A 12,466-nucleotide genomic window follows, 5' to 3' on the forward strand; every position below is an offset into this window, starting at 1 on the left:
GACGGGGCACATGGTTGATAGCGATCCACGCCGGACGGCGTCGGACAAGAGGATGAACAGATGAGTTTGAATGCCGGTTCCACGACGTTTGCCGCTCGGCTGCTGATGGTCGCGGCCATCCTGCTCGGGACGGCCGGATGCTCGCGCGCGACCGACGTGTCGTCCGCCGCGTCGAGTGCGGCCGGCGCGTCGAGCGTCGCCAGCGCGGCAGCCGCTTCCGCATCCGGAACGATGGGGCTGAAACTGAATGCCCTCAACTACACCGACGTTCCGATCGGCGCTTTCTACGTCGACGGCACCTGGGGCGGGACGGTGCCGGCACGCATCGGCAGCGGCGGCGGCGCGATCATCTGCTGCGTCGCGTTGCCGAAACAATGGCATCCGGGGCTGACCGTCAATCTGCAGTGGCGGGACGACAACCTCTACAGGAAGGATCCGAAGGCGCTCGCGAGCCGGGTCGTGCCGGTCGAGCGCTACGAAACATTTTCGGACGGCTTCCTGTGGGTCCTGTTCTTTCCGCACGATCGCATCAAGGTCTATGCGTCGCAGTGGATGCCCGGTTACCGCGGCTTCCCCGAAAATCTCCAGGCGCCCGACGAAGCGTGTCCCGGGCACTTCACGCTGCGCAACAGCGACCCGCAGTGCCCGAATCCCGACCAGAGGATCACGCGATGAGTTTCCGCTTCGCGAGCGCCGACCGGCCTGACGTCAGCGTCGTCACCCGGGAGGAGCAGGACGCGATCATGCGCCGGCTGCACGACGACGACGGGATGAGCTGCTGCAAGACGCTGCACGTCGGCATCTTCTTCGACGGCACGCGCAACAACGCGGATCGCGATCGCGCGGGCGGCAAGCACAGCAACGTCGCGCGGCTGTTCGACGTGTTTCCCCGCGACAAGTATCACAGTGCCATTTACGTGGCCGGCGTCGGCACGCCGTTCGTCGACGAGATCGGCGACCAGGGCGTCGGGCTGCAGGCCGCGGCCGGCGCCGCGACGGGATGGGCCGGCGAGGGGCGCATCAACTGGGCGCTGCTGCAGATCCACAACGTCGTGCATGCGCACGCATTCGGCAATTCGCTGTCCGCGGCGCTCGGCAAGAGCGACAAGGAACTCGCGAAGGCCGTCAGCGTTGATCTGAATTTCAAGGGCATCGATCTCGGCGGCACGCCGCCCAGGCCGGGCAGTCTCGGCGACATCAACGCGCGCGGCAGTTCGAGCGTCGGTGCGCTCAAGTTGATGGCCGCCGAGCAGAACGGGATCGAACTGACCTGGGATCGCGACACGATCTGGGCGCAGCTCAAGGGCGAAGTCGATACGGCGAACTGGACCGCGACGATGCGCGCGTGGGACGAGAAACGCCGCGTTGCGTTGCGGGCCCGATGCGCGCAGTTGAAGGCGCGCGTCGGCGACCTGCTGGTGAAGGGCAAGCCGAAACTGCAGCGCATCCGCCTGTACGTGTTCGGTTTTTCGCGCGGGGCGGCCGAGGCCCGCACGTTCTCGAATTGGCTGGCCGATGCGCTGGACCCCGACTTCAGCCTGTGCGGCGTGCCCGTGTCGTACGACTTTCTCGGCATCTTCGATACGGTCGCGTCGGTCGGCATCGCGCAAAGCACGGCCGCGACGCTGTTCGATGGGCACGGCGGCTGGGGGCGCAGGGAACTGATGGGCGTGCCGCACTACGTGCGTCGCTGCGTCCACATGGTCGCCGCCCACGAGCCGCGCGGATCGTTCCCGCTTGACCTGATCGATGCGTCGCGGGACGGGCATGAGGAGATCGTCTATCCGGGCGTGCATTCGGACGTCGGCGGTGGGTACGGGCCGGGCGAGCAGGGGCGCGGCACCGGCGATGCGGACAAGCTTTCGCAGGTGCCGCTGCTCGACATGTATCGCGAAGCGCGCAAGGCCGGTGTTCCATTCGATATCAAGGGGCCCGGTATCGCTGCCGAAGCGGCGGCGGCATTCGCGATTTCTCCCGCGCTCAAGCGCGCGTTTTCCACCTATGTGAGCACGAGCGCCGACTATTACTACGCGAAGGAGCACGGCACGCCGGGCCTGATGCGCGCGCACTACGGGCTTTACCTGCGCTGGCGCAAGATGCGGCTCGACAATTTGCGTTCGCAACCGTCGTTTCTGGCCGCCAAGGCCGCCTATCCGCAGGATGCCGTCGATCTCGACAGCGCGAACGAGGAACTGCGGCTCGAATGGCGCGACCTGCTCGAATGCGAGCAGGAAGGCGGACCGACCGTGAGCCGGTACGCGGGCAATACAGTCAGCCGGAAGATCACGCAGAACCCGAAGGCGGCGGCCGTCATTTCGCCGGCTGTCCTGCCGATCGCCGCGGGCCTGCAGTCCGCGATTCCGTTCGTCGGTCCGCTGGTGCGCGCGAGCGCCAAGCGCGCCGAGGATTTCTTCCAGCTGCAGCTCGACGAGAAATGGAAGCAGTGGCTCGAGGTGCGGGGCGACTGGAACATGGGGCCGCCGGAAGCGCCGATCAGCGCGCTGTACGACAACTTCATGCACGATTCGCGCGCGTGGTTCAAGCCGCTCGGCGACGACGACGACGTGTGGAATCACAATCAGATCAACGCGCTGAAAACCCGCCAGGCCGAGTTCGAGCGCCAGCATGCCGAGTGGAAGAAGCGTCAGCAACTCGGCGTGCCGGGACCGTCGCAGATCATGCAGGTGATGGGGGCGGGTGCGCTTGGGCTCGGGCCGGCCGCCAACGTTGCGCCGGAGCCCGAACCGCGTTCGACGCTGACCGCGCAGCAGGCCGGCATCCTGAAACGCTACGACGCCGCGCAGCAGGCTGCACAGAAGGCTCGAGCGGCCCGGGACGCAACGGCGCCGACCGATAGCGCGATCCTGACCGACCCGAAAGTTACGGGTGGTCTTGCGTTGCAGGATTCGGGACGCGAGTTTTCGTTCGTCTGGGGCTACCTGCGCTGGCGCACCGTCTACGTGAACGGCGTGCGCTGGGACGCGCCCCATGTGCCGAGCGTGCAGGAAGACATGGAGGCGATGCGTCAGCAGATGCAGCGCAACGTCGACATGAGCAAGCTGTTCCGATGAACCGATTGGATACGAATCAGCCGGCGCGGCACGCATTCGCGCGCGATTGCCGAGAAACAACATGGATCTAGTTGCCGCATTAACGGGGTACGGGCAGGCGACCCGTCATATCCAGATCGATACCGCGATGCCAGGCGCGTTCGTGGTCGAGCGCTTTCACGGTCGTGAAGGGATCAGCGAATCGTTCCGGTTCGAGATCGACGTGCTGTCGAGCGAGCCGTTTCTCGATCTCGCGCCGCTGATCGGCAGCGCCATGCGGTTGCGTCTCGCGACGGCGGCAGGCGAACGATGCTGGAACGGCTACGTCACGCATGCTGCTTATGCGGAGAGTGACGGCGAGTTCACGCGCTATAGGCTCACGATGGAATCGTGGCTCGCGCTGCTGCAACTGCGCCGCAATTGCCTGTATTTCGTCGATCTCGATGTCGAGGGTATCTGCGAGCGCGTATTCGGCGACTATCCCGAAGCGCACTGGCGCTATGAACGCGTCGAGCCGCTGCGATCGTTTCGTTTGCGCGGCCAGTATCGCGAAACCGATCTCGATTTCGTGTTGCGGCAGTTGTCCGAAGCCGGGTTGTCGTTCCGCATCGAGCATGGGCAGGACGCGGGGAAGGCGCCGTCGGGCGACCATGCCGTCGTCGTGTTCGACCGCCATGCGCGGCTGCCCGACGGCAGCGCGATCGCGTTCAATGCGCAGGACGTCGGCGATCCGGACGGCGTGATGACGCAATTCTCCGATCGGCGTCAGCTCGTGCCGGATCGCGTGGTGGCAACGAGCTGGAAAGCCAGTGAACTCCATGCGCTCGCCGGCCATGCACAACAGCCGGCCGACGCCGACGCGCCGCTGCTGCCGGTGCGGGAGATCTACGACGGCCAGCGCGCCGGCCGCTTCGACACGAGCGGCGACGCGCAGCGTTATGCCGAACAGCGTCTCGACGCGCTGCAGCTCGCGAAGCGGATCTACCGTGGCGGCGGCTCGTCGCGCACGCTCGAGACCGGCAAGGTACATACGCTGAACGATTATCTGGGCGGCGCCGTGCGGTTCGTGCCGCTGTCGATCGAGCACGAAGCCGTGAACAATCTCGGCGCGCAGATCGGGCAGCTGTTCGGCCGCGGCGAGCTCGACAAGGGCCTGTATCGCAACCGCTTCGTCGCAGTGCCGGAAGGCACGCCGATCGTGCCGCCGTTCCGCGACCGGCCGATCGTGTACGGGGTGCAGACCGCGATCGTGGTCGGCGAGCCGGGCGGGCGCGTTAGCAGCACGCGCGATCACCAGGTCCGCATCCAGTTTCCGTGGATGCGCGGTGCCGCGCCGCTGCCGGGCGGGCTGACGGATACCGCGAGCCGGTCCAATCCAGCCGGCCATGCGCCGGGCGATCACCGTTCGGGCATCCTGGTTCGCGTCGCCGAACAGGCGGCCGGGCCGAATTTCGGTCATGCGTTTGCGCCCCGCGTGGGGGCGGAAGTGGTGGTCGGCTTCGAGTCGGGCAACATCGATGCACCGGTCGTGCTCGGCCAGGTGTACGGCGGCCGAGTGCGTCCGCCGTTCTCGGCCGGCGAGGGCAGCGATGCCAATCATTCAGGAACACTGACGGGCCTGCAGACGCAAACGCTCGATGGGCAACCCGGCAGCCGCTGGGTGATGGACGATGCGGCCGGGCAACTACGTCACGAGCTGAGCAATTCGACTGCCGGCACGCGCTTTGCGCAGGGCTATCTGATCGACCAGCAGGGCACGATGCGCGGCGCCTATCGCGGTGAAGGCTTCGAACTGGCGACGCAGGGATGGGGCGTCGTGCGGGCCGGCGCGGGCGTGCTGATGTCGAGTACCGCGCGCCGGCTCGGTGCGTCGACGCAGCTGGATGTCGCCGAACGCGTGGAGCAGTTGAAGGACGCGGCGAAAACGGCGCAGGAACTCGACACCGCTGCGATTGGTGCGCAGGCGGTCGGCCTGAGTGCGAACAAGGCGCAGACGGATTTCCTGAAGGCGATCGATCCCGCGCAGGACGGCAAGTATGCGGGTAGCGTGGGCGGCCAGAGCGCAACCAAGCCGAACGGGACGCAGCGCGACGGCGGCGACCCCGTCGAGCGATTCGCGACGCCTGCGGTGCTGATGGAGTCGCCGGAGAACATCGTGGTTACGACGCCGGAGAGCGCGGTGTCGTATGCGGCGCAGCACGTTCATCTGACGTCGCAAGGCGATGCGCACGTGGGCGCCGGTGCCACCGTGGCCGCGGCGACGGGCGATTCGATGAGCCTGTACAGCGTGGCGGGCGGGCTCAAGGTGATCGCGGGCGAAGGGCCGGTGAGCATCGAGGCGCACGCGTCGACGATGGAGATTCTCGGCGACCAGACCGTGCACGTGACGTCGACCGACGAACGCGTCGACGTGCTCGCGCAGGATGCGATCGTGCTGCAGCAGGGGCCGAACCGGATCACGCTGAAGGGTGGCGACATCATCATCGAGACGCCGGGGCAGTTCGCGGTGAAATCGGGCGGGCACCCGTTCCCGGGGCCGCGTGCAGCGAGCGTGAAGCTGCCGGCGCTGCCGGTGTTGCCGCAGGGCGATCCGTGCGACTTTCTCGTGCAGGCGCTGGCGGCGAGCCCGGCGGGGAGGGGGGCGGTGGCGATGGGAGCGCCCCGTGTGGTCGAGGTGGGGCCGGGATCGGCTGCTGCTGGCTCGACACTGGACCTGACGGGGCTGGGCTCGATCGCGGCAAGTACGGCAGCGCTCGGCAAAGCGGCGATTGCCGGTGGAATACAAGACGCAGGCATTAGCGCGCCGATCGTTGCCCAATCATTTGCGGCCAAGGCACCAGTCAAACCGCAGGGGCAGTCGGGTAGCGCTGCTACGGCGCCGACTGCATCGGCGACGACTCCGGAAACTGCGGCGGCAGATAGCTCCGCAGCACAGCGTCCCGGCGCCACGGGTGCCAGTTCGGGGCAGCCGTGCAACCTTCACGTGCCGGCCGTCAAAGAACTCGATTATGTCGTCGATATGGGGTGCGTGGACTATTACGAAACCGATGCGAATGGCAAAGCGGTTCTCGATCCCGTCACGCATCAACCGTCACTCAACCATATGGCAGGCTCGCACGGGAAGTACGATATCGAGTACTCGCCAGCGACGGCGACGCTGACGGCGACCGTTCGCGTCAAGGTCCACTTGAAGGACCAGCATGCTGTCAAATATGGCGCGGACGTGTTGGACAAGAAAACGGGCAAGCGGCGGTCGATTCCGTATAACAGTGACGGGGCAGCGGCCGGCGTCATTCTAACCGTGGTTGATCGGCCGGGAGACTTGAGCAACGCGCAGGGCGTTAAGAAACAGATTGAGGACTGTCTCAATCGGAATGGTTACACCATGCGGCCGAAGCAATGCCCACTCGGAAACGCATGCACCTGTACGGTCAAGGTGCGGGCAGAGGTGGAGTTCGTTAAGGACGGGCGTGTCCATGCGGAAGTCAATCTGTTTCCGATGGAATCGAGGGCCGATTCCGGAAACTGGGGCGAGAAATCGGTCATATGGGATAGCGATGTCGGCGACTATGTGCCGGACGGCACCGTAAACGTACGGGCGCACGAAACGGGACATTTGTTCGGGTGGCCTGACGAGTACTTCGAGAACAGTGGCTCGGTGTACGGGAAATACATCAATTCGAAGAAACTCGTCGACGTGAAGATGAAGCAGCTCGTCGACAACTGGCAACGCACGACAGATACGAACCTGATGGGTGGGGGACTCGATCATCCGGTGTCGCTCGTGCCGAAATACTATTTTTACGGCTTCCGTGACTGGTTTAATAGAAAAACGCACATCGACTGGGAGGTCCTGGAATGAGGCGATTCGTGTCGGTTTTTCTGATATCGGTTTTTATATGCGGGATAACGGAAATGGCATTGGCTAAAACGAGAGCAGACTACTTCGCGATGGAAAACAGCCCGGGGCAAATCAATCCTTCGCCTCCGTTGGTATTCACGTTTGACGGTAATCGCGTTGCATATTATTCGCGTGGACGGGATCTGGACATCATGCCACCGGCGAAGTACACGGGCATTGGAAAATACACGGCAGAACTGAGCGACCGCTATCGGCCGGAGCTCGAAGAGGTCAGGCGGATTCTCGCCAATCACGAGATCGCTTCGGTGCCGGGCAGAAATATCGGATCGGTCCTGAGATATTCATTCGAGCAGAATGGAACGCGTTACGTGGGCCAGCTTCAGTATCGATCCAACGATGAGATCAGCGGCAAGCTATCGTTTCTTTACGATCTCGCGCAGGATTTGCTCGACAACGGCACGCCCGAGATCAATCTGCATCCGGAGTTCGCCGTGCACGCTGCGTCTCGGAATCTGGTGGTGGACGTCGTGTTCAGGAATGACGGCAAACAGGAGGTGGTCATCGACGGTCCGGAAAAATGGTTGCCTAAACGCGTTTCCCTGAACGGGCAATACGTTCAGATCCGCGGGTTCAACGACGCGGGTATCAAGTTCAAGGTCGGGTTGGTGGAGAAGTATCTGAGTGCGGCGTCTCGGCTCTATGCGTCGGCGATTTCCGTCAAGCCGGCGCAGCCGGTCAAGGTCGAATTCGTCGTGCCTTATACGGAGCTGGAGTTCGATCCGGGTTCGTCTGCATCGCAGGTTGATGCGGGTACGTACCGGTTTGGAGGCACAGCCAACCTCAACTTTCAGTCGCCTGCCGAAATGAAGGGAACAGCATTTATCCGGATGGATACGCCGCCTGCGGTCGAACTGACCGAGCAGTAACGGGCGTGCCGGCTCCACGAACGCCCCGATTTGAGACATAGCCCCGCGAATCCCGAACCAAACATCATGCCGACCCAATCAGACCTCATCCAGACGTTCTTCCGCGGCTGGTCGCAGCACGATCGGTTTCTGTGGCTGACCACACCGCTCGGCGCGGACAAGCTCGTTGCCGAGAGCCTGCGCGGATGGGAGTCGCTCGATCGCGGCGGCTTCCGGTTTCAGGTCACGGCGCTGACCGAGCGTCCCGACGTGCCGCTCGACAGGCTGATCGGTGCGTCGATCCTCATCGAATGGCACGTTGCGGACGGGCAGGACGCACGGCGCCCGTTCCACGGCCATGTGACGGCCGCGGAACTCGTCGGCTACAACGGCGGGCTCGCGCGCGTGCGGCTCGTCGTCGAACCGTGGCTCGCGCTGCTGCATCAGCGCGTCGACAGCTACAACTTCGTGAACGCGAGCGTGGTCGAGATCAGCGAGCAGATCTTCGCGCACTACGCGCGTGGCGCGATCGCGCCGGCATGGCGCTGGGCGCTTGCCGATCCGGCGAAATATGCGAACCGCAGCCTGACTGCACAGGCTGGCGAATCGGATTTCGCGTTTCTCGAACGACTGTGGGCGGAAGAGGGCATCTTCTACTGGTTCGAACACGACGGTGATGTGCAGTCGACGGACCTTGGCAAGCACACGCTCGTCCTCGCCGATACGAACCAGCGTTTCGCCCCGGCTGAACCCGAAGTCGTCGGTTTCCATCAGACGAGCGACGGCGACCCGCGCGGCGGCATCCGGCAGTTCCTGAACGCACGTCGCTGGCGCATCGGCAGCGTCGCGCGGGCAAGCTGGGATCATCGAAGCCTGTCGACCCGTCCGTCCGGCGCGTGCGCGAGCGGCGCGGTCGCGCCGGGCGAGGATCGCGATGTTGCAGGCCCGTACGCGTTCCAGACGGCCGCGATCGGCGACCAGCGCGCGCAGCAGCAACTCGACGCGCAGCGCGTGGCGGCGCTGCAGGCCGAAGGCAGCGGCACGCGTCGCGATCTGCGGCCGGGGTTGCACTTCGCGATGTCGCAGCATCCGTCGCTCGACGCGTCGCGTGCGTTCGTGTGCCTGCGCGTCGAGCACGACGCGCGTGCGAACGTAGGTGCCGACGTGCACGGCGCGATCGCGCAACGGCTGGGTGCGATTCCGCCGATGCTCGATGCCGCGGCCGGCGAACATGGCGGCGCGCAGGCGCTGCACGCGGCATTCGACGCCACGACGCACGCTGGCGGCGCGCTGGTGGACGGTGACGAGGTGTACCGGAACCGCTTCGCCGCGCTGCCGTTCGACCAGGCTTACCGGCCGTTGGCGCCGAGCGGGCACGGTGCACGCCTGCATCCGGTCGCCGTGATGCCGGGCGCGCAGACGAGCATCGTGGTGGGGGCGGGCGATCCGGTTCACACCGAACGCGATCACCGCATCCGGATCCAGCATCATGCGCAGCGCGGGCAGAATTCCGCGAGTCGCGAGGAACATCCGCGCGCGGCGAATGCGCCGGCCGATCGCGGCGCGGGCACCTGGACCCGCATGGTGACGCCGGTCGGCGGCGACAACTGGGGCGGGGTGAGCGTGCCGCGCGTCGGTCAGGAAGTCTGGACCGAGTGGCTGGAGGGCCAGCCTGACCGGCCGGTCGCGGTCGCCGCGCTGTACAACGGGCAGGGCAACGCGGACGCGCGGCACAATGCGCTGGCGGGCGGCCCGAGCGGCAGCACGGCCAATGCGGCGGCGTGGTTCGCCGGCAATGACCACGCGGCCGTGCTGACCGGCTTCAAGACGCAGGACCTGAGCGCGAGCCAGACCGGCGCGGGCGGCTCGCGGCAATTCATGCTTGACGATACGGCCGGCCAGTCGAGTGCGCGCCTTTATACGACCGATCACGGCAGCGGTCTGACGCTCGGGCACATCAAGCAGGTGCAGGACAACCGGCGTCTGGCCGATCGCGGCTACGGCGCGGAACTGTCGACGCAGGCCGCCGGTGCGCTGCGCGCCGGCGCCGGTTTGCTGATCAGTACGGCGCCCGGCGTGAACCAGATGGATGCGAGTGCGGCGAGCCAGGTGCTCGCGCAGCAACGCGAGCTGCTGCAGGGGCTCGCGAATTTCGCGCGCAAGCAGGGCGCGGAGCCGGGCACGAGCCCGGCGCAGCCTGGTGCCGCGACTGCCGGCGGCACGACTTCGCAGCTCGCGGCGATCGAGGGGCTGCAGCAAAGCCAGGCATCGATCGGCGCGGCACGCGAAGGCAGCGGCGCGGGCGGTGCCGGCGGCGGTAGCGCGGTCGCGTGGCAGCATCCGCATGTCGTCGCGCACGGCGCGGCCGGCGTCGCCGCGCTGACCGCGCAAAGCCACGTGTGGACATCGGGTACGCAAACCGTGCTGAGCGCCGGACGCGACGTGCAGGTCACGGTCCAGGGCAAGTCGAGCATCGTCTCAAAGGAAGGCATCGCGCTGTACACGCACGGCACCCCGGGCGGCAGCCGCCCCGTGTCGGCCGTCGGGATTGCGCTTCATGCCGCGACGGGCGCCGTCACCGTGCAGGCGCAGAACGCCGGGGCGCTGGACGCCCGTGCGCAACGGGCGGTGACGGTATCGAGCGCGCAGGCGAGTGTCGCGCTGCAGTCGCCGAAGCGGCTGCTGCTGACGGCCGCCAACGCGTTCCTGAAGATGGAAGGCAACGACATCGTAATCGGCGCGCCCGGCAAGGCCACGTTCCATGCGGCCCAGCACACGCTGACCGGCCCGCGATCCGCGAACGTGCAGCTACCGTCGATGAACAAGCCCGCATGCGTCGAATGCATGCGGGATCTCGCGCATCGCCACGAAGCGATCGCCACCCGCGGATGACGACGATGACTGCGCTGCTCCAGACATGGGAAACGACGGCAGCCGCCGAGCATGCGGCATTTCCGGATGCCCATCGCTATCTGTTGGCCGATGCGTCGCAGTTGCCGATCAACGCGGCGCCCTGGCGCGAGCTGATTGTGCAAGGAGAGGTTTGCAACCTGCTCGCCGGCCAGCCCGAGGCGGCCAACCCGGAGGTCTGCGCGCTGGTGTGCGACTATCGCGCGCCGCACGTGTCGGCGCTGCTCGAACGGCACCTCGCGCGGCGGCCGTTCGCGTTTCTGTCGCTGGTCAGTGTGTATTCGCTCGACGAACTGGCGCCGAAACTCGGCGTCAGGACGCGCGTGACGCTGCCCGACGATCGCGACGGGCTGCTGCGGTTCTACGATGCCGCGGTGTTCCAGACGTTGGCGGGCGCGCTGTCCGAGTCGCGCTATCAGGCGTTGTTGTCGCCGTGCGTGTCGTGGACCTGGGTGCGTCGCGATGGCGCCGTCGGTACGGTGCGGCATCCGCGCCGGCACGAACGGATCTTCTATCCACGTGTGGATGCCCGCGAGCTCGACGCCTTGCGCAGCGACAGCCGGCCGGACGCCGTGCTTGCCGAATTGCGACGCAACGGCCGGATCCCCGTCGATGCCGATCCGTTCGAAACCTATGCGAGCACGCGCAGCCTGTTCGGCTTGCTGGACGCACACGGGCTGCACGATGACCGGCTTGCCTACCGGATCGCTGCGACGCTGGCGATGTACGCCCACGTGCGGTTCGACGACGCGATCGTCGCCGACTGCATCGCCGCGCATCGGAACGATCACGATGCGTTATGCGAAGCATTGCTCGACCACCTGATCGAGCACGACGATGCTGCGAGTGTCGACACGGAACCGGAGGCGCGGCGATGAGCGTGGCCGCCCTGTTTTCATTCCGCGGCCGGGCCGGGCGCATCCAGTGGTGGGGCGTGACCGTGCCGTGGCTGATCGCGGGCTCCGTGCTCGACGTGCTCGCCGACCTGCCCGCAGCGCAACGTATCGCGACGTTCGTCGATGTCGTCGGCTGGGCATTCGCGATCGTGATGATCTGGATGCTCGTGGCAGTGTCGGTCCGGCGGTGGCACGACATCGGCAAGTCCGGATGGTGGACGCTTCTTCATGCGATCCCGGTCGGAGGCGCATTCATCGCCATTGCGATGAACGGGTTCTATCGCGGGGACGACGCGCGCAACCGGTTCGGTCCGCCATCGCCGGATGCAGGCAACAACGACGCAAGTTTGTGAGGGTATCGATGAAATTCAGAGCAGGGATGCACGTTTTGGCGCTGGTCGGGCTGACTGTGCTCGCCGCATGCAGCAAGCACGGTGTCGATGCGTCGGCAGAGCCGCATAACGTGTGCGTCACCGGATATAACGAATACGGGCGCAAGCTTCACGAGTTCTGGCTCGACAACGAACACAAGTCGGGATGCTTCGGCAATCCGTCGGCGCGCGAGGACGGCGAGGCATTCGGCGGCGGCGGCGGCTTCGCCTGCGGCTGCAAGGTGACGCCGGGACAGAAGGTGAAGCTGTTCTGGGAATTCGCGCAACCGCTGGACGATATCCAGCGCGGCATCCAGCCCGAGCGCAAGACGATCGACGTGACCATTCCCCAGCCTGAATCGCCGACATCGCGCTATCTGCGCGTGTATTTCCGCAAGAACGGCACCGCCGAGCTGCAGTGGGTCGATGACATGAACGCTCCCGAACTCAAGCCGACGCAGGAGAAGTAAGT

General features: G+C 65.9%; 8 protein-coding genes. All 8 read left to right on the forward strand.

Annotated elements, in window-relative coordinates:
* Window positions 1-60: 60 nt before the first annotated feature.
* The 8 genes from B7G54_RS19395 (at window position 61) to B7G54_RS19430 (ending at window position 12,464) form a co-directional block, all read left to right on the forward strand.
* Window positions 61-675, forward strand: a complete 615-nt coding sequence (locus B7G54_RS19395) for a DUF3304 domain-containing protein (protein WP_085040537.1) — start codon at window positions 61-63, stop codon at window positions 673-675.
* Window positions 672-3,071 carry a T6SS phospholipase effector Tle1-like catalytic domain-containing protein gene (locus tag B7G54_RS19400; RefSeq protein ID WP_085040538.1) on the forward strand — a complete coding sequence of 800 codons (2,400 nt, stop codon included), beginning with the start codon at window positions 672-674 and terminating at the stop codon, window positions 3,069-3,071. The genes B7G54_RS19395 and B7G54_RS19400 overlap by 4 nt, the downstream gene beginning before the upstream one ends.
* Window positions 3,072-3,132: 61 nt before the next feature.
* On the forward strand, window positions 3,133-6,912 hold the full coding sequence (locus B7G54_RS19405) for a type VI secretion system Vgr family protein (RefSeq protein ID WP_085040539.1): 3,780 nt from the start codon (window positions 3,133-3,135) through the stop codon (window positions 6,910-6,912).
* Window positions 6,913-6,965: 53 nt separating this feature from the next.
* A complete protein-coding gene (locus B7G54_RS19410) occupies window positions 6,966-7,838 on the forward strand; it encodes a hypothetical protein (protein WP_133059192.1) in 873 nt (290 codons plus the stop codon).
* Window positions 7,839-7,904: 66 nt separating this feature from the next.
* Window positions 7,905-10,709 (forward strand): type VI secretion system Vgr family protein, encoded by a 2,805-nt coding sequence (locus B7G54_RS19415; protein WP_085040540.1) that lies wholly within the window; start codon window positions 7,905-7,907, stop codon window positions 10,707-10,709.
* Window positions 10,710-10,714: 5 nt separating this feature from the next.
* Window positions 10,715-11,605 (forward strand): DUF4123 domain-containing protein, encoded by an 891-nt coding sequence (locus tag B7G54_RS19420; protein ID WP_244289381.1) that lies wholly within the window; start codon window positions 10,715-10,717, stop codon window positions 11,603-11,605.
* On the forward strand, window positions 11,602-11,976 hold the full coding sequence (locus tag B7G54_RS19425; protein ID WP_085040542.1) for a DUF805 domain-containing protein: 375 nt from the start codon (window positions 11,602-11,604) through the stop codon (window positions 11,974-11,976). The genes B7G54_RS19420 and B7G54_RS19425 overlap by 4 nt, the downstream gene beginning before the upstream one ends.
* An 8-nt stretch (window positions 11,977-11,984) precedes the next feature.
* Window positions 11,985-12,464, forward strand: a complete 480-nt coding sequence (locus B7G54_RS19430; protein ID WP_085040543.1) for a DUF3304 domain-containing protein — start codon at window positions 11,985-11,987, stop codon at window positions 12,462-12,464.
* Window positions 12,465-12,466: the final 2 nt, after the last annotated feature.

The sequence above is a fragment of the Burkholderia puraquae genome (genome assembly GCF_002099195.1).
Lineage (GTDB): Bacteria > Pseudomonadota > Gammaproteobacteria > Burkholderiales > Burkholderiaceae > Burkholderia > Burkholderia puraquae.

Bases quoted from the DNA above. Each gene is read 5' to 3' on its own strand.
- B7G54_RS19395 (WP_085040537.1), top strand. From the start codon at position 61: ATGAGTTTGAATGCCGGTTCCACGACGTTTGCCGCTCGGCTGCTGATG.
- B7G54_RS19400 (WP_085040538.1), top strand. From the start codon at position 672: ATGAGTTTCCGCTTCGCGAGCGCCGACCGGCCTGACGTCAGCGTCGTC.
- B7G54_RS19405 (WP_085040539.1), top strand. From the start codon at position 3,133: ATGGATCTAGTTGCCGCATTAACGGGGTACGGGCAGGCGACCCGTCAT.
- B7G54_RS19410 (WP_133059192.1), top strand. From the start codon at position 6,966: ATGGCATTGGCTAAAACGAGAGCAGACTACTTCGCGATGGAAAACAGC.
- B7G54_RS19415 (WP_085040540.1), top strand. From the start codon at position 7,905: ATGCCGACCCAATCAGACCTCATCCAGACGTTCTTCCGCGGCTGGTCG.
- B7G54_RS19420 (WP_244289381.1), top strand. From the start codon at position 10,715: ATGACTGCGCTGCTCCAGACATGGGAAACGACGGCAGCCGCCGAGCAT.
- B7G54_RS19425 (WP_085040542.1), top strand. From the start codon at position 11,602: ATGAGCGTGGCCGCCCTGTTTTCATTCCGCGGCCGGGCCGGGCGCATC.
- B7G54_RS19430 (WP_085040543.1), top strand. From the start codon at position 11,985: ATGAAATTCAGAGCAGGGATGCACGTTTTGGCGCTGGTCGGGCTGACT.